Genomic DNA, 16,457 nt, shown 5'->3' on the forward strand with positions numbered 1-16,457 from the left:
GGGACGCCGGATTGCCGCCGAGAGCAGGGCAGGGCGGGGTTGCGTCAAGCCCCGTCCGGGCCGGGCGGGTGGCGCTCTGGATCAAACGCATAGGCCGCGATGCGCAAGCGGATGGCCGGCGAACGGGGTTATAGTGGTCCGAGGAAACCGCATTCCGCCACCGCGCCGGCGCGCAGACGGGATGCTTTCCTGCCGGAGGAGGAACGGAATGATCGAGGCGAAGGCGAGTTATGCAGAGATCCGGCGCAGCTTCGCATGGCGGATCCCCGAGGATTACAACATCGGCGTGGATGTTTGCGACAAATGGGCCGACCGGGACCCCGACCGCCTTGCCATCATCGAGGTCGATCCGCAGAACCGCGGCCGGAACCACACGTTCCTCGACCTGAAGAGACGGTCCAACCAGCTGGCCAATGCGCTCCAGTCCCTCGGCATCGGGCGCCGGGGGCCTGTGGGCGACCGCGTGGGGGTGCTTTTGCCGCAGGGGTTCGAGACGGCGGTGGCGCATGTGGCGGTTTTCAAGATGGGCTGCGTCTCGATCCCGCTGTTCACGCTTTTCGGCGCCGAGGCGCTGTTGCACCGGCTGGGCGATTCCGGCGCGAAGGCCGTGATCACCAACGCCGAAGGCGCGGCCAAGCTGGCGCAGATCCGCGACCGGCTGCCGGATCTGGAAACCGTCCTCTGCATCGACGGGGCCGGGCACGGCGCGGTGTCGTTCCGCGATCTCTGCGACGGGCAGGGCCGGGACTACACGCCCGTCCCGACCCGGGCCGAGGATCCCGCGATCCTCATCTACACCTCGGGCACGACCGGCAATCCCAAGGGGGCGCTGCACGCGCATCGCGTCCTTCCGGGGCATCTTCCGGGGGTGGAGATCAGCCACAACTTCCTGCCCCATCCCGATGACCGTTTCTGGACGCCCGCGGACTGGGCCTGGATCGGCGGGCTGCTGGATGTGCTGATGCCGGCGCTGCATCACGGCATTCCGGTCGTCGCCTGCCGCCTGCCCAAGTTCCGCGCCGAAACCGCGTTCGAACTGATGAAGGCGCATCGCGTGCGCAACGTCTTTCTGCCGCCCACCGCGCTCAAGATGATGCGGCAGGTGCCCGATGCCGCCGGATACGGGCTGAAACTGCGCTCGGTCGCCAGCGGGGGCGAGACCCTGGGCAAGGAACTCATCGCCTGGGGGCAGGAGGTGTTCGGCACCACGATCAACGAATTCTACGGCCAGACCGAATGCAACATGGTCGTGTCCTGCTGTTCGGCGCTGGAACCGCCGCTGCCCGGCTCGATGGGCCGCGCCGTGCCGGGCCATGTCGTCGAAGTCGTCGATCCCTGCACCGGGGCGGTCCGGCCGTCCGGGTCCGAAGGCGCCATCGCCGTGCGGGCGCCGGATCCGGTCATGTTCCTCGGCTACTGGAACAACCCCGAGGCCACGGAACGCAAGTTCGTCGACGGCCCGGACGGGCGCTGGCTTCTGACCGGCGATCAGGGCACGCGGGATGACGATGGCCGGCTGCATTTCCTGGGCCGCGACGACGATGTGATCGGGTCGGCGGGCTATCGCATCGGCCCGGCAGAGATCGAGGATTGCCTGCTGACCCACGAGGCGGTGCAACTGGCCGGTGTCGTGGGCAAGCCCGACGACCTGCGCGGCTGTGTGGTCGCCGCCTATGTCGTTCTGCGGCAGGGGTTTTCGCCATCGGATGCGCTGGCCGGGCAGATCGCGGACCATGTGAAATCCCGCCTTGCGGCCTATGAATATCCCCGCGTCGTCCGCTTCGTCGAGGAGATGCCGATGACCACCACCGGCAAGATCATCCGCGCCGAACTGCGCCGGATGGCCGAGGCAGAGGCCGCCGCGGAAAGGGGCGCTGCGCATGCCTGATCCTGCGGCCATCGCCGGAACCGGCCCCCGCGACGGAAGTGTTGCGTGCAGCCGGGGGCTGGGCAAGGATCCCGGGGACGGCATCATGAACAGGTCCGGCGGCGAGAGCCCTTGTCGCCGGCGCTTTCAACATCTCAACGGAGCGGCAATCCCATGGCGGTCCTGACTTCGGCAATCTCCACACGGTCAGAGAGTTTCGCGGCCAATGTCCAGGCGCATGAAGCGGCGATGGACGGCATCCATCAGGCCGCGGCCCGCGCCATCGCCGGCGGCGGCGAGGCGGCGCGGGAACGCCATGTGGGCCGCGGCAAGCTTTTGCCGCGCGAACGCGTGTCGCGCCTGCTCGACCCCGGTTCGCCCTTTCTGGAAATCGGCATGTTCGCCGCGCATGGCATGTACGGCGATGCCTCGCCCGCAGCCGGGATGGTGGCGGGCATCGGGCGCGTCGAGGGGCGCGAGGTGATGGTCGTGTGCAACGACGCGACCATCAAGGGCGGCACCTATTTCCCGATGACGGTGAAGAAACACCTGCGCGCGCAGGAGATCGCCGAACAGAACCGGCTTCCCTGCATCTATCTGGTCGACTCGGGCGGGGCGAACCTGCCCAACCAGGACGAGGTGTTCCCCGACCGCGACCATTTCGGGCGCATCTTCTACAACCAGGCGAACATGTCGGCCAAGGGCATCGCGCAGATCGCGGTCGTGCTCGGGTCCTGCACCGCGGGCGGGGCCTATGTTCCGGCGATGTCGGACGTCGCCATCATCGTGAAGAACCAGGGCACGATCTTCCTTGCCGGCCCGCCGCTGGTGAAGGCCGCCACCGGCGAGGTGGTCAGCGCCGAGGATCTGGGCGGGGGCGACGTGCATACGCGCCTGTCGGGGGTGGCCGACTATCTGGCCAATGACGACCGGCACGCGCTGGCGCTCGCCCGGCGGGCGGTTGCGGGGCTCAACCTGACCAAACCGGCGCAGCTCGACCGGCAGGCCCCCGAACCGCCGCTGTACGACCCGGCGGAAATCCTCGGCATCGTGCCGGGCGACCTGCGCACCCCCTATGACATCCGCGAGGTGATCGCGCGGGTGGTCGACGGATCGCGTTTCGACGAATTCAAGGCCCGCTACGGCACGACGCTGGTCTGCGGGTTCGCCCATGTCATGGGCATGCCCGTCGGCATCGTCGCCAACAACGGGGTTCTGTTTTCGGAATCGGCGCTGAAGGGCGCGCATTTCGTGGAACTGTGCAGCCAGCGCAAGATCCCGCTGGTGTTCTTGCAGAACATCACCGGCTTCATGGTCGGGCGCAGATACGAAAACGGCGGCATCGCCAAGGATGGCGCCAAGCTGGTCACGGCAGTGGCCACCACCAGCGTGCCCAAGATCACCCTGCTGGTCGGCGGGTCCTTCGGCGCCGGCAACTACGGCATGTGCGGGCGCGCCTACAGCCCGCGGTTCCTCTGGACCTGGCCGAACAGCCGCATTTCCGTGATGGGGGGCGAACAGGCCGCGGGCGTGCTGGCCACCGTGCGGCGCGAGGGGATCGAACGGGCAGGGGGCACCTGGACCGCCGGGGAAGAGGCCGACTTCAAGCGCCCCACGATCGAGATGTTCGAACGGCAGGGCCATCCCCTCTATGCCTCGGCCCGGCTCTGGGATGACGGCATCATCGACCCGCGCAAGACGCGCGAGGTGCTGGCCCTGTCGCTGTCGGCGGCGCTGAACGCGCCGGTCGAGGATACGCGCTTCGGCGTGTTCAGGATGTAGGAGCAGGGACATGTTCAGAAAGATCCTGATCGCGAACCGTGGCGAGATCGCCTGCCGGGTGATGGTGACGGCGCGCAAGCTGGGCATCAAGACGGTCGCCGTCTATTCCGACGCCGACGCGGATGCGAAACATGTGGCGATGGCCGACGAGGCCGTCCATATCGGCCCGCCCGCCGTGGCCGAAAGTTATCTTCGGGCCGACCGGATCATCGCCGCCGCGCTGGCGACGGGGGCGGAGGCGATCCACCCCGGTTACGGCTTTCTGTCCGAAAACCCCGATTTCGTCGCGGCGGTGGAGGCTGCGGGCCTTGTCTTCATCGGCCCCCCCGCCAGCGCGATCCGCGCCATGGGGCTCAAGGACGCGGCCAAGGCCCTGATGGTGAAGGCGGGCGTGCCGGTGGTGCCGGGCTATCACGGCGAACGGCAGGACGTGGCGTTCCTTGCGGCAGAGGCGGACAGGATCGGCTATCCCATCCTGATCAAGGCCCGCGCGGGCGGCGGCGGCAAGGGGATGCGGCTGGTTGAGAAACCGGCCGATTTCGCGGCGGCGCTGGAAGGGGCGCAGCGCGAGGGCAAGGCCAGTTTCGGCGACCCGGCCTGCCTGATCGAGAAATACGTCACCCAGCCCCGGCATATCGAGATCCAGGTCTTCGGCGATGCCCATGGCAACGTGATCCACCTGTTCGAACGCGACTGTTCGCTGCAACGCCGCCACCAGAAGGTCATCGAGGAAGCCCCCGCGCCGGACATGCCCGAACATGTCCGCGCCGCCATGGGCAGGGCCGCGGTCGAGGCGGCCCGGGCCATCGGCTATGCGGGCGCGGGGACGGTGGAATTCATCGTCGACGGATCCGGCCCGCTGCGCGAGGACGGGTTCTGGTTCATGGAGATGAACACCCGCCTGCAAGTGGAACATCCGGTGTCCGAGACGATCACCGGGCTCGATTTCGTCGAATTGCAACTGCGCGTGGCGGCGGGCGAACCCCTGCCGGTCCGGCAGGAGGATCTGGCCATCGACGGCTGGGCCTTCGAGGCGCGCGTCTATGCCGAGGACGTGCCCAAGGGCTTCCTTCCGGCGACGGGGGTGCTGCGGTACCTGTCCTTCCCCGAAGGCGCGGAATTCGGCCCCGGCCGCGTGCGCATCGACAGCGGCGTGCGGCAGGGCGACACGATCAGCCCCTGGTACGACCCGATGATCGCCAAGGTCGTCGTCCACGGCCCCACCCGGGCGGCGGCGCTGAACATGCTGAACGCGGCCTTGCAGGACTGCCATGTGGCGGGGTCTGTGACCAACCTCGAATTCCTCTGCGCCCTGTCGCGCCACGAAGGCTTCGCCCGGGGCGAGGTCGATACCGGGCTGATCGCGCGCGACATCGACGCGCTGACCGCGCCGCCCGACGCGCCGGACCATGTGCTTTCGCTTGCGGCGCTCGGCGGGCTCGGGCTTTTGCGGGAACCTGCCGGGCAGGATCCGTGGGATCTGCTGGCAGGCTGGCGGCACTGGACCGAGGCGCGGCAGTTCGTGACGCTGGAGGCGGCGGGCGAACGGTTCGAACTGTCGGTCGCCACCCTCGGCATGGGGCGGTACCGGGCCAGCCGCGATGGCCGAACGGTCGCGCTTGCCGTCGAGGCCGCGGGGGGCACCGCCTATCGGATCACCATCGACGGCCGCCGGTTCCGGGCCGATCTGGTCGCGGACGGCGGGACGGTTTCGGTCTTTGCCGCGGGGCGCAGCTTCACCTTCGCCCTGCCGGATTCGCTGGCCGATGCCGCAGAGGCGCAGGCCAGCGGCGATACCGTCGTCGCGCCCATGCCGGGGCTGGTGCGCATGGCCGCCGCCCGCCCCGGCGATGCGGTTTCGCAGGGCGACGTGCTGTTCGTGCTGGAAGCGATGAAGATGGAACATGCGCTGAAGGCCCCGCGCGACGGCATCGTCGCCGAGGTTTTCGCCGCCGCGGGGGATCAGGTGCAGGACGGAACGCTGCTGCTGACGCTGGAGGCGGCGCATGGCTGAACAGGTCACGATCTTCGAGATGGGGCCGCGCGACGGCTTGCAGAACGAAAAGCGGATGATCCCGACCGCCGACAAGATCCGGCTGGTCGATCTGCTGTCGGACTGCGGTTTGCGCAAGATCGAGGTCACGAGCTTCGTCAGCCCGAAATGGGTGCCGCAGATGGCCGACGCCGCCGAGGTGCTGGCGGGCATCAATCGCCGTCCGGGCGTCGCCTATGCCGCGCTGACCCCGAACCTGAAGGGGTTCGAGGCGGCGCTGGCGGCACGGGCCGACGAGGTGGCGGTCTTCGCCTCGGCCTCCGAAGGGTTCAGCCGGAAGAACATCAACTGTTCCATCGCCGAAAGCCTCGCCCGGTTCGCGCCCGTTCTGGATGCGGCAGGGGCGGCGGGGATCCCCGTCCGGGGCTATGTGTCCTGCGTGACCGATTGCCCCTATGACGGCCCGACACCCCCCGCCAAGGTGGCAGAGGTCGCGGCGCGGCTGATCGCGATGGGCTGCTATGAGGTCAGCCTGGGCGACACGATCGGCGCCGGCACGCCCGAGACGGTGGGCCGGATGCTCGACGCCGTGCTGTCGGCCGTTCCGGCGGGGCGGCTGGCGGGGCATTACCACGATACCCATGCCCGCGCGCTGGACAATATCGAGGTCAGCCTGCGCCGCGGCCTGCGGGTGTTCGACAGTTCCGCCGGCGGGCTCGGCGGCTGCCCCTATGCGCCCGGGGCCAGGGGCAATGTCGCGACCGAGGCGGTCGTGGGCCTGCTGCACGCGCGCGGGTTCGAGACCGGCATCGACCCGGACCGCCTGGGCAAGGCCGCGGTTTTCGCACGGGGGCTGAGGAGTGTGGGATGAGCTATGAAACCCTCGACATCGTTCTGGATGGCCGTGGCGTCGCCCATGTCACCCTGAACGCACCGGAAAACCGCAATGCGCTGTCCGCGCAGATGATCGCCGAACTGACCGCGGTGGCGCAGGATCTTGGCGCGCGGCCCGGCATCCGCGCTGTCGTGCTGGCGGGCGCCGGCAAGGTGTTCTGTGCCGGCGGCGATCTGAAATGGATGCAGGCGCAGATCGGGGCCGACCGGCCCGCCCGCATGCGCGAGGCCCGCAAGCTGGCCGAGATGCTGAACGCGCTGAACGAGATGCCGGTGCCGCTGATCGGCAGGATCCATGGCGGGGCCTTCGGCGGCGGGGTGGGCATCGCCTGCGTCTGCGATGTCGCCGTGGCCGACCGGGCGACGAAATTCGGGCTGACGGAAACGCGGCTCGGCCTGATACCGGCGACCATCGGGCCCTATGTGGTCGCCCGCATGGGCGAGGGCAACGCGCGCCGGATCTTCATGTCGTCCCGGATCTTCGATGCGGCAGAGGCCGAAAGGCTGGGCATCATCGCGCATGCGGTCGCGGCCGACGACCTCGACGCCGCGGTCGAGCGCGAGGTCGCCCCCTATCTTTCGGTGGCGCCGGGGGCCGTGGGCGCGGCGAAGGCGCTGGCGCGGTCGCTCGGCCCGCGGATCGACGCCGGGGTGATCGACGACACGATCCGGCGCCTTGCCGATACCTGGGAAGGCGAAGAGGCCGCCCACGGGATCGCCGCCTTTCTGGCGAAAGGCAAACCCCGTTGGGCCGAATAGCGGGATACGGCCGGGGATCGGTTCCGGCCGGAAAATCTGGAACATCAACAGGAGGAATGGTTGCCATGGGCGCAGTACACGAGGATCACAATCACCACCGCTCGCGGGTCGCGCTTCGCGTCAAGGCGGTGGAATCGCTGCTGGTCGAAAAGGGCCTTGTCGATCCCGCGGCCATCGACAAGCTGGTCGATCTCTATGAAAACAAGATCGGCCCGCGCAATGGCGCAAGGGTCGTGGCGAAAGCCTGGGCCGACCCCGAATACAGGAAACGCCTGCTGAAGGACGGCACCGCAGCCATCAGGGAACTGGGCTATTCGGGTGTCCAGGGCGAGGAAATGGTCGTGCTGGAAAACACGCCCACGGTGCACAACATGGTCGTGTGCACCCTGTGTTCGTGCTATCCGTGGCCGACGCTCGGCCTGCCGCCGAACTGGTACAAGGCGGCCCCCTACCGTTCGCGCGCCGTCATCGACCCGCGCGGCGTTCTGGCGGAATTCGGCGTGACGCTTCCCGACGGCAAGGAAATCCGGGTCTGGGATGCGAATGCCGAACTGCGCTATCTCGTCCTGCCCGAACGCCCCGAAGGAACCGAGGGCATGAGCGAGGAAGCCCTGGCCGAGCTTGTCACCCGGGACAGCATGATCGGCGTCGGCTTCGCGAAAACCCCCTGAGGAAGGAGAGAGCCATGAATTCCATTGCAGATATGGGTGGCATGCACGGTCTCGGCCCGATCCGGGTCGAGGAAAACGAGCCCGTCTTCCACGCGGAATGGGAACGCCGGATGTTCGGCATGTTCATTCTCGCTTTCGCGGGGGGGCATTTCAATGTCGACATGTTCCGCTATGGCATGGAACAGATGCCGCCGGCGGAATACCTCGGCAGCGATTATTACGAACATTGGCTGCATTCGCTGACCATGTGGATCGCCGCCAACGGGTCCGTCACCGAGGAAGAAATCCTCGCCCGGATGAAGGAAATCGAGGAAAGGGAGGCGGCGTGATGCTTTCGATGTTTCCCGCTTCGGGTGTGGACGAACTGGTCGCCACCGGCGGCCCGGCCGACCGCGAGGTCGATGTCGCGCCCCGGTTCAAGCCCGGCGACATGATCCGCGCCAGGAACATCCATTCCCCGACGCATACCCGGTTGCCGCGGTATGTGCGGGGCAGGGTCGGCGAGGTCATCGAGGCCTGCGGCGGCTATGTCTACCCGGATACGAACGCGCTGCAGCAGGGCGAGAACCCGCAGCACATGTACAACGTGCGCTTCACCGCGAAAGAGCTTTGGGGCCCGGATGCGGACCCGGGCTTCGTCATCATCATCTCGCTGTGGGAGGATTACATTGAGCCAGCCAATTGACAAAGAGCGGCAGCCCGACATCGGGGCCCTGGGCAGGATCCCGCAGGATGACGAAGGGCCGGTCTTCAACGCCCCCTGGGAAGCAAGCGCCTTCGCGATCGCCGTCAGGCTGAGCGAGGCGGGGCATTTCACCTGGGGCGAGTGGGTCGATGCCTTTTCCAGACAGATCAAGGATTTCGAGGCGAAAGGGATCTATGATCCCGCCACCGACGACGGCCATCACTACTACGAGATCTGGGTGGCCACGCTGGAAAAGCTGATCGTGGGAAAGGGCATCTTCGACGGGGCGGCGCTGGATGCGCGTCACCAGCACCTGATCGACAACCCGGTCCCGCATGATCACGAGGCCCGGCGCGACCCGATCTTCATCGGCTGAGGCCGGCAGGTCCCGGCGGCTCTGGCCGCCGGGCCGAACCGGAGGCCCGCTGCCCGGGTTTCCGATCCCGTGGCACGAGGACATCATCCATGGTCGAAACCCGCAAAGTGCTGGTGGACCGCGCGGGCGGCATCGGCATCGTCACCCTGAACCGCCCCGAACAGCGCAACGCGATCGACGCGGAAACCTGCGCGCAGTTGCGTGCGGCCTTCGACGGTATCGAGGCGGACGACAGCCTGCGCATCGCGGTTCTTGCCGCGAAGGGCCCCGTCTTCTGCGCGGGGATGGACCTCAAGGCCTTCGTGAATGGCGAGGCGGAACAGATCCTGTTCGGCCCCGGCCGCCTTGGCGGTTTCGCAAGCCGGGTGCGGCGCAAGCCGGTGATCGCGGCGGTGCAGGGCGCCGCGCTGGCAGGCGGGTTCGAGATCATGCTGGCCTGCGACATGGCGGTGGCGGTGCGCGGTGCGATATTCGGCCTGCCCGAATGCAAGCGCGGGATCGTCGCCGGGGCGGGCGGTGCGTTCCGTCTTGGCCAGCTGCTGCCCCGGGCCATCGCGAACGAGATCCTGTTGACCGGGGCGCCCTTCGATGCCGAACGTGCCGCGTCCCTCGGCCTGATCAACCGCATCACCGAGGGCGACCCGCTGCCCGAGGCGCTGCGGCTTGCCCGGGACATCGCGGAAAACGCGCCGCTTTCCATTTCCGCGAGCCTCGATCTTGCCCGCTGCGCGCAAGACGCGGTTTCGGAAACCTGTTGGGCGGAAAACGACCGGCACCTGCGCGCGCTGATCGCCAGCGAGGATGCTAAGGAAGGCGCCCGCGCCTTCGCCGAAAGGCGCGGGGCGCGCTGGACCGGGTGCTGAGGTCCTGCGCGCTGAGATCCGGCCGCCGCCGGGACGGCCCGGCGCACGTCAGTTCCGGCGCAGGATCTGTTCGGGCGAATAGCCGAGCAACTGCTTGAAGCTGCGGCTGAAATGGCTGATGTCGTTGAAGCCGACCATGAACGCGGCCTCGGTCACGGTCTTGGCGTAATCCTCGCGCAGATAGCGTTCGCCCAGACGGACACGTTCCTGCAAGACCCACCGCATCGGGGTTGTCCCGAGCTTGCCGAAAAGGCGGTTCATGGTGCGCGTCGAAACAGCGCCGAACCTTGCGATGTCCGCCGGCGACAGGTCGGGATCGGCAAGGTTGGCCCGGGCATAGGTCAGCATTCTTTCCATGCTCGGGTTCGCCACGTCGTCCGCCGACAGCGACGCGCTGTTCAGGTCGAGGATGGCCAGAACGATGTCCAGCAAGGAATTCGCCAGCCGTTCCCGGACCATGGCGAACTGCCGCGTTTCGACATTCAGGTCGAGCAGCGAATCGATCATCTCGCACAGCATCGTCGCCAGCCCCGGATCGCAGTCAAGGTTCCGCGCCAGAAGCTGCCGGGCATGCGGGGCGCGGGAATCGAGCACCGTCCGCGGCAGGGTCAGCAGGTTGATGGAGGCCGACAGATCATAGGTGAACGGCAGCGCCGTGTCGTAAAGCGCGATGCTGCCGTTTTTCTGGATCGCAGTCCGGCCGTTCTGTTCCAGCCTGCCTTCGCCGTTGCGCAGCACGCCAAGCAGGTACATGTCCTGATCGTCGGCCCGGATGTGCTTGCGTTCGCGCCGCCACCGGTGGGGCGGCGCATCGAATCGGCTGACCTGCATCCGCCCGAACTGGTTGCAGGTCAGTTCGGCGTTGAAACCGCCCTCGCAGTTTCTGGCGCTGTCCGCCGTAACGAACTGCTTGCAAACGACTTCATGCCAGAATTCGTACTTGTCGCCACGCTCGAGATTGGCGGTCGTGTAGTGCGATTTCATCCCGCATTCCCCCCATCTCCGCGCTACGGTTGCGGAGACCTCGGCACGATCAAGCGGTTGCCGTCACGTTTCTGTCAAGAGAAAGAAGGGCCCGGCCCCCGCCGGGCAGGGCCGTGCCCCGGCCGGGCCCGGCGCCCGCGGGGGCAGCGTTTGCGGGGCCTTTTCCGGCGATCCCCCGGGCGCGTGCCCGGCCGATGGCGCTCTGATGCAAATGCGTTGTCTGCGTTGGACAAGCCTGCTTCGCGCACCGCGGCTAGGCTTTTCCAACGGATCGAAAACCAGAGGAACGACATCATGAAGAGCAACGATCTGCTGCACGCGGGCCTGGTGGAAGTCGCTCGTCTTATCCGGTCGAGAGAGGTGTCGGCGTCCGAGGTGACGGAGGCGACGCTCGCGCGGATCGACGAGATCGACGGCACCTACATGAGCTATCTGCATGTCTGTTCCGAACATGCGCTGGCGCGTGCCGCGATGGCCGATGTCGAGATCGCCAAGGGGATCCACAAGGGGCCGCTGCATGGCGTTCCGCTGTCGCTGAAGGATCTGTGCTACACGACCTTCGCGCCGACGACCTGGGGCACGACGATCCATTCGGGCCACACCCCGGACCACAATGCCACGGTGGTGTCGCGGCTGCTGGCGGCGGGGTCGGTCATCCTCGGCAAGGTGACGATGACCGAGGGCGCCTATACCAGCCACCACCCCCGCATCCCCGCGCCGCCGAACCCCTGGGGGCGGGACCTCTGGGTCGGTTCCTCCTCGACCGGATCCGCGGTGGCGACGGCCGCGGGCATGGGCTACGGCACCGTCGGGTCCGATACCGGCGGGTCGATCCGTTTTCCGTCGGCCACCTGCGGGCTGACCGGCATCAAACCGACCTGGGGCCGGGTCAGCCGGCACGGCGTGTTCGCGCTGGCCGATACGCTGGATCACGTCGGGCCGATGGCGCGTTCGGCGCAGGACTGCGCCGCCATCCTTCAGGCCATCGCCGGATGGGATGCGAACGACCCGACCTCGATCGACAGGCCCGTGCAGGACTACATGGCCGAAGTCGGTCGCAGCATCCGCGACCTGCGGATCGGCATCGACCGCAGCTATGCCCTGTCCGGCGTCGACCCAGAGGTTGCCGCCGCGCTCGAGGCCGCCATCGCCGTTTTCGAGGATCTGGGCGCGCGTTTCGTCGATGTGCGGTTCCCCGATTACGAGGCGCTGGTGGCCGAATGGATCATGATGTGCGCGATCGAGACGGCGGTTGCGCATGCGGCGAGCTATCCCGGCCGGGCGGCGGAATACGGGCCGGAACTGGCCCAACTGATCGACGAGGGGCGGCGTACCCCGGGGATGGCGGTGGCGCGCGCGACGCATTTGCGCCGCGCCTTCACCGAATCGCTGGCCACGATGATGGGCGGGGTCGACTGCCTGCTGATCCCGACCATGCCGATGCCGATCCCGACGCTGGAAAAGATGGGGGAATACGGGGCGGATCCCTCGGTGCTGAACGGCATCCTGCGCTTCACCGCGCCGTTCAACTTTTCGGGCAGCCCGACCATAACGCTGCCCAACGGGATCGACAGCCGCGGCCTGCCGCTGAGCATGCAGGTCGTCGCACCGCATCTGCGCGAGGATGTTCTCGTCCGTGTGGGCCATGCCTACCAGACCATGACCGACTGGCACCGCAAGATGCCGAAGGGCCTCGTCAGGGCGAACGGGGCAGAGAGGGCCCGTGCCGGTGCCCGTGCCGATGCCGATGCCGGTGCCGGGGCGCCCCGCTGACACGACACCGCCCCCGGGCGGCATGACGCGACACCACGAAAGAACCGGCGGCCGGAATGCGCTTGCGGCCGAACGGGCCGTCATACGCGGCGAAAAGATACCAACAATCAACAGAGAGGAATGACCATGCGAACGATCCTTAGGAACACGGCCCTGTCGGCGACCCTGCTGGCGGCGCTCGGGCTGGTCTCTGCGGCCAGCGCGCAGCAGGCGACGATGGCCGAACATGCCGACATCAAGGCGATGTGCGGCGACAAGCCGGCCTCGGTCGCGCTGGTCGACGGTTTCGGCGGCGCCACCTGGTTCAAGACCGCGGCGGCCGAATTCCGCGACGAGATGTCCAAATGCGCGAATGTGGAACGGATCACCTATCTGGACGCCAACGGCAGCGCACAGGCGTACAACAGCCATATCAACAGCCTCGTCGCCCAAGGCTATGACATCATCGTCGCCTTCACCCATTTCGGCGACGCCTCGATCCCCGCCTTCCGGTCGGCCAAGCGCGCCGGCGTGACCGTCGTTCCCTATTTCACGCAATTGAGCGGGACCGTGGGGCAGGACTACGACGCGATCGTCTATCAGGATCCGATCGCCGTCGGCGGCAAATGGGCCGACTGGCTGGCGGAATCGCTCGGCGGAGAGGGCAATGTGTTCTTCCTCGGCGGCCCTCCGGGCGCGGCTTCATCGGAACGGTTCATGGAGGGCTTTTCCACCCGGCTGGCCAATTACCCGGGCATGAAGCTGCTGGAAAACCAGTATATCGTGACCAACTGGAACCCGGTCGATACCCAGCAGGCCATCGCCGCGCTGATCGCCAAACATCCCAGGATCGACGGCATCGCCTCCGACTACGGCGTCACCACGCAACCGGCGATCAACGCGTTCAAGCAGGCGGGCCTTCCCGTCCCGGCGCAGGCCACGCTTGCCAGCAGCAACGAACTGAACTGCCTTTTCCTGAAGGATCAGGAGGCGGGCAACGGCTGGAAATACCTCTCGCTCGACGGCACGACGACGCTGGTGCGGTTCGCCGCGCGGCGGGCCATGTCGATCTTCCAGGGGACGGAAAACAACGAACCCGGTGGTGTGGTGTCCTACACCTATGCCGACAGCGAGGCCGGGATCATGCCGGAATGCGTGCCCGAACTGCCGCCGGACGCCGATCTTTCCGGCCAGTTGAGCGCGCAGGCGCTGATCGACCTTCTCAAGTAACGGGGGCCAGAATGTCGGCCGTAGTTCTGGATGTCAGATCCATATCGAAGCGGTTTCCCGGTGTCTGGGCGCTGCGGAATGTCGGCTTCGATGTCCGGGCCGGGGAAGTGCACGGCCTCGTCGGCGAAAACGGCGCGGGGAAATCCACGCTGATGTCGGTGGCGAGCGGGGCGCTGATCCCCGAAGAGGGCGAGGTCTTCATCGCCGGAACAGGGGCGCCATTGGGCGATACCTCTGCCATCCGCGCCATGGGCATGGCCATCGTCCGGCAGGAACCGGCGCTGATGCCCGATCTGTCGGTGGCCGACAACATGTACATGGGGGTGCCGCAGGCGCGGCGCCCCCGCATTTCCGACAAGCTGGCCTGGGCACAGGCGCAGATCGACGCCTGGGATGCCGGGAACACCATCGACGCGGCCCACCGCGTCGACCAGATGAACGCGCAGCAACGCTTCATCATCGAGATCGTCAAGGCCCTCGCCGCGGATCCGAAGATCCTGATCCTCGACGAGCCGACCGAACATCTGCTGCGCGACGATGTGGAACGCCTGTTCGAACGCATCCGGGCGCTGGCGGCAAAGGGGGTGGGCGTCGTCTACATCTCGCACCGCATCCGCGAGGTTCAGGAAATCTCGGACCGGATCACCGTGCTGCGCGACGGCGAGACGCAGGGCACCCGCCAGACCGCGGGCCTGAGCGAACAGCAGATCGTGGAGCTGATCGTCGGCAACGCGGTCGAACATGAATTCCCCCGGAAAGCCGCCTGCGCGGGGGATGCCGTCGCGCTGTCGGTCGACGGGCTTTCCGGCGACGGCTTCGACGGGATCTCGTTTTCGCTGCGGCGGGGCGAGATCCTCGGCCTTGCCGGGATGGAAGGGCATGGCAAGCTGGAGGTGCTTCAGGCCATCGCCGGGCTGAAACCTTCGCAAGGGGGGCTCACGGTGAACGGCACGGCCCTGCGCCGCCGCAGCCCCGCGACCGCAAGCGCGGCGGGGATCGCCTATCTGTCCGGCTCGCGCCACAGGGACGGCATGTTCGCCGACCTGTCGGTGCGCGAGAATTTCAGCTTTCGCGCGCTGGACAGGTTCGCGACGCTGAGCGTGATCGACCCGGGCGCCGAAAAGGCGGCGGCGAACCGGGCCATCGGTCTGCTCGACATCCGCACCGCCAGCCAGGAAACCCGCATCGGCGCGCTGTCGGGCGGAAACCAGCAGAAAGTGCTGATCGCCGGCGTGCTCGAGGCCGGGCCGGGCGTGATCCTGATCGACGAGCCGACACAGGGCGTCGATGTGGGCGCGCGCGTGGCGATCTATCAACTGATCCGGGATGCGGCGGCAAAGGGCACCTCTTTCATCATCGTATCCTCCGATGCGTTCGAACTGGCCGGGCTCTGCGACCGCATCCTCGTGATGTCGCGGGGCAATGTGGCCGGCGAACTGGCGGGCGAGGATGTCTCGGAGGCCGCAATCCTCCGCGAGGTCCTGACCTCCACCGGATCGCGGCGGCGGCAGGATACGGCGGCGGGCGCGCTGAAGGCCTTCGGCATCCGGCTGTCGGGGCATTGGGCGCCGGTGGCCGTCGCCATCGGGCTGTCGGTCCTTCTGGGGCTGTTCGCCGCCGCGTCGAACGAATTCTACCTGACCGAACGCAATCTGGGCGGCATGCTGCTGCTGGTCGCGGCGTTGGCGCTGGTCGGTTATGGCCAACAGCTTCTCATGCTGATCGGCGGGCTGGACCTTTCGGTGGGGCCGATGATGGGGATGACGGTGGTGATCCTGTCGTTCTTCTACCCCGCCGGCGCGACCGGGGGGCAGTTGGCGTTGGGGCTTGCGGCCGTCATTCTGGCGGCGATCCTTGTCGGGGCGGTCAACTGGACGCTGGTCGATCCCGTCGGCATGCATCCGATGATCGCGACGCTGGCGACCTTCATGGCCTTGCAGGCGATTTCGCTGACGCTGCGGCCGACCCCGGGCGGGATGATCGACTTCGACATCCTCGACGCGATCAACGTCCGCATCGGTTTCCTGCCGGTGGTCGCCATTCTTGCGGTGCTGGTCGCGGTGCTGCTGGAAGTCATGCTGTTCCGCTCGATCTTCGGCATCCGGCTGCGCGGCATGGGATCGCGGGTCGAAGCGGCGCGGGTCGCCGGGGTGTCCGAACGCCGGATGCGGCTTGCGGCCTATGTCGGCTGTTCGGTGCTTGCCGCCGTCGCCGGTTTCGTCATGGCCGGGCAGGTGGGCATCGGCGACGCGCTGAGCGGGAACGAATACACGCTCGCCTCGATCGCGGCGGTGGTCGTCGGCGGCGCCAGCCTTTTCGGCGCCCGGGGGTCCTTTGTCGGGGTGTTCGTGGCGGCGCTTCTCATCACCCAGATCAACACGGTCACGACCTTCCTCGACCTCAGCGACGCCTATCGGTCGATCCTGCTGGGTCTGATGATCATCGTGGCGGTGGCTTCCTACTCGCTCGCGCGGAAAAAGGCGGTGGCGACGGCTCTGTTGCACAAATCGGCTGCTGATCGGACTTCCCCTTTCCCCGGACAGATTTATCCTGCGACCTCTGTGATGGGCGTGCCGAGCGCGGTGAAGCCGTTGAGCACGG

General features: G+C 67.4%; 14 protein-coding genes. 13 read left to right on the forward strand and 1 reads right to left on the reverse strand.

Going from position 1 to position 16,457, the window contains the following annotated elements; translation table 11 throughout:
* Nucleotides 1-208: 208 nt before the first annotated feature.
* The 10 genes from RGD00_RS18285 to RGD00_RS18330 all read left to right on the forward strand — a co-directional run bounded on the left by RGD00_RS18285 (nucleotide 209) and on the right by RGD00_RS18330 (nucleotide 9,890).
* A complete protein-coding gene (locus RGD00_RS18285) occupies nucleotides 209-1,888 on the forward strand; it encodes an AMP-binding protein (RefSeq protein WP_310458717.1) in 1,680 nt (559 codons plus the stop codon).
* Nucleotides 1,889-2,041: 153 nt separating this feature from the next.
* Nucleotides 2,042-3,649, forward strand: coding sequence for a carboxyl transferase domain-containing protein (locus RGD00_RS18290; protein WP_310458718.1), 1,608 nt, complete (start codon nucleotides 2,042-2,044; stop codon nucleotides 3,647-3,649).
* Between the two features lie 10 nt (nucleotides 3,650-3,659).
* Complete coding sequence (locus RGD00_RS18295; protein WP_310458719.1) at nucleotides 3,660-5,663, forward strand: ATP-binding protein; 2,004 nt, start codon at nucleotides 3,660-3,662, stop codon at nucleotides 5,661-5,663.
* Nucleotides 5,656-6,513 (forward strand): hydroxymethylglutaryl-CoA lyase, encoded by an 858-nt coding sequence (locus RGD00_RS18300; protein WP_310458720.1) that lies wholly within the window; start codon nucleotides 5,656-5,658, stop codon nucleotides 6,511-6,513. Before RGD00_RS18295 ends, RGD00_RS18300 begins: the two co-directional genes overlap by 8 nt.
* Nucleotides 6,510-7,295 carry a crotonase/enoyl-CoA hydratase family protein gene (locus RGD00_RS18305; RefSeq protein WP_310458721.1) on the forward strand — a complete coding sequence of 262 codons (786 nt, stop codon included), beginning with the start codon at nucleotides 6,510-6,512 and terminating at the stop codon, nucleotides 7,293-7,295. Before RGD00_RS18300 ends, RGD00_RS18305 begins: the two co-directional genes overlap by 4 nt.
* A 65-nt stretch (nucleotides 7,296-7,360) precedes the next feature.
* Nucleotides 7,361-7,966, forward strand: a complete 606-nt coding sequence (nthA, locus tag RGD00_RS18310; protein WP_310458722.1) for a nitrile hydratase subunit alpha — start codon at nucleotides 7,361-7,363, stop codon at nucleotides 7,964-7,966.
* Nucleotides 7,967-7,980: 14 nt separating this feature from the next.
* On the forward strand, nucleotides 7,981-8,295 hold the full coding sequence (locus tag RGD00_RS18315) for an SH3-like domain-containing protein (protein ID WP_310458723.1): 315 nt from the start codon (nucleotides 7,981-7,983) through the stop codon (nucleotides 8,293-8,295).
* Complete coding sequence (locus RGD00_RS18320; protein ID WP_310458724.1) at nucleotides 8,295-8,651, forward strand: SH3-like domain-containing protein; 357 nt, start codon at nucleotides 8,295-8,297, stop codon at nucleotides 8,649-8,651. Before RGD00_RS18315 ends, RGD00_RS18320 begins: the two co-directional genes overlap by 1 nt.
* Nucleotides 8,635-9,027 carry a nitrile hydratase accessory protein gene (locus tag RGD00_RS18325; RefSeq protein WP_310458725.1) on the forward strand — a complete coding sequence of 131 codons (393 nt, stop codon included), beginning with the start codon at nucleotides 8,635-8,637 and terminating at the stop codon, nucleotides 9,025-9,027. Before RGD00_RS18320 ends, RGD00_RS18325 begins: the two co-directional genes overlap by 17 nt.
* 89 nt (nucleotides 9,028-9,116) lie before the next feature.
* Nucleotides 9,117-9,890 (forward strand): enoyl-CoA hydratase-related protein, encoded by a 774-nt coding sequence (locus RGD00_RS18330; protein ID WP_310458726.1) that lies wholly within the window; start codon nucleotides 9,117-9,119, stop codon nucleotides 9,888-9,890.
* 48 nt (nucleotides 9,891-9,938) lie between these two features.
* On the opposite strand, the gene RGD00_RS18335 is transcribed toward RGD00_RS18330, so the two are convergent.
* Entirely contained in the window at nucleotides 9,939-10,874 is a 936-nt protein-coding gene (locus tag RGD00_RS18335) for a helix-turn-helix domain-containing protein (RefSeq protein WP_310458727.1), read from the reverse strand.
* Nucleotides 10,875-11,168: 294 nt separating this feature from the next.
* Here RGD00_RS18335 and RGD00_RS18340 point away from each other — a divergent pair, with 294 nt between their 5' ends.
* The 3 genes from RGD00_RS18340 to RGD00_RS18350 form a co-directional block, all read left to right on the forward strand.
* Nucleotides 11,169-12,647 carry an amidase gene (locus RGD00_RS18340; protein WP_310458728.1) on the forward strand — a complete coding sequence of 493 codons (1,479 nt, stop codon included), beginning with the start codon at nucleotides 11,169-11,171 and terminating at the stop codon, nucleotides 12,645-12,647.
* 126 nt (nucleotides 12,648-12,773) lie between these two features.
* Nucleotides 12,774-13,856, forward strand: a complete 1,083-nt coding sequence (locus RGD00_RS18345) for a substrate-binding domain-containing protein (RefSeq protein ID WP_310458729.1) — start codon at nucleotides 12,774-12,776, stop codon at nucleotides 13,854-13,856.
* Between the two features lie 11 nt (nucleotides 13,857-13,867).
* Nucleotides 13,868-16,457: ATP-binding cassette domain-containing protein (locus RGD00_RS18350; RefSeq protein ID WP_310458730.1), on the forward strand; the 2,590-nt coding region annotated here is incomplete at its 3' end.

It is taken from the genome of Ruixingdingia sedimenti (assembly GCF_031432425.1).
Taxonomy (GTDB): Bacteria; Pseudomonadota; Alphaproteobacteria; order Rhodobacterales; family Rhodobacteraceae; genus Ruixingdingia; species Ruixingdingia sedimenti.

Bases quoted from the DNA above. Each gene is read 5' to 3' on its own strand.
- RGD00_RS18285 (WP_310458717.1), top strand. From the start codon at position 209: ATGATCGAGGCGAAGGCGAGTTATGCAGAGATCCGGCGCAGCTTCGCA.
- RGD00_RS18290 (WP_310458718.1), top strand. From the start codon at position 2,042: ATGGCGGTCCTGACTTCGGCAATCTCCACACGGTCAGAGAGTTTCGCG.
- RGD00_RS18295 (WP_310458719.1), top strand. From the start codon at position 3,660: ATGTTCAGAAAGATCCTGATCGCGAACCGTGGCGAGATCGCCTGCCGG.
- RGD00_RS18300 (WP_310458720.1), top strand. From the start codon at position 5,656: ATGGCTGAACAGGTCACGATCTTCGAGATGGGGCCGCGCGACGGCTTG.
- RGD00_RS18305 (WP_310458721.1), top strand. From the start codon at position 6,510: ATGAGCTATGAAACCCTCGACATCGTTCTGGATGGCCGTGGCGTCGCC.
- nthA (WP_310458722.1), top strand. From the start codon at position 7,361: ATGGGCGCAGTACACGAGGATCACAATCACCACCGCTCGCGGGTCGCG.
- RGD00_RS18315 (WP_310458723.1), top strand. From the start codon at position 7,981: ATGAATTCCATTGCAGATATGGGTGGCATGCACGGTCTCGGCCCGATC.
- RGD00_RS18320 (WP_310458724.1), top strand. From the start codon at position 8,295: ATGCTTTCGATGTTTCCCGCTTCGGGTGTGGACGAACTGGTCGCCACC.
- RGD00_RS18330 (WP_310458726.1), top strand. From the start codon at position 9,117: ATGGTCGAAACCCGCAAAGTGCTGGTGGACCGCGCGGGCGGCATCGGC.
- RGD00_RS18335 (WP_310458727.1), bottom strand. From the start codon at position 10,874: ATGAAATCGCACTACACGACCGCCAATCTCGAGCGTGGCGACAAGTAC.
- RGD00_RS18340 (WP_310458728.1), top strand. From the start codon at position 11,169: ATGAAGAGCAACGATCTGCTGCACGCGGGCCTGGTGGAAGTCGCTCGT.
- RGD00_RS18345 (WP_310458729.1), top strand. From the start codon at position 12,774: ATGCGAACGATCCTTAGGAACACGGCCCTGTCGGCGACCCTGCTGGCG.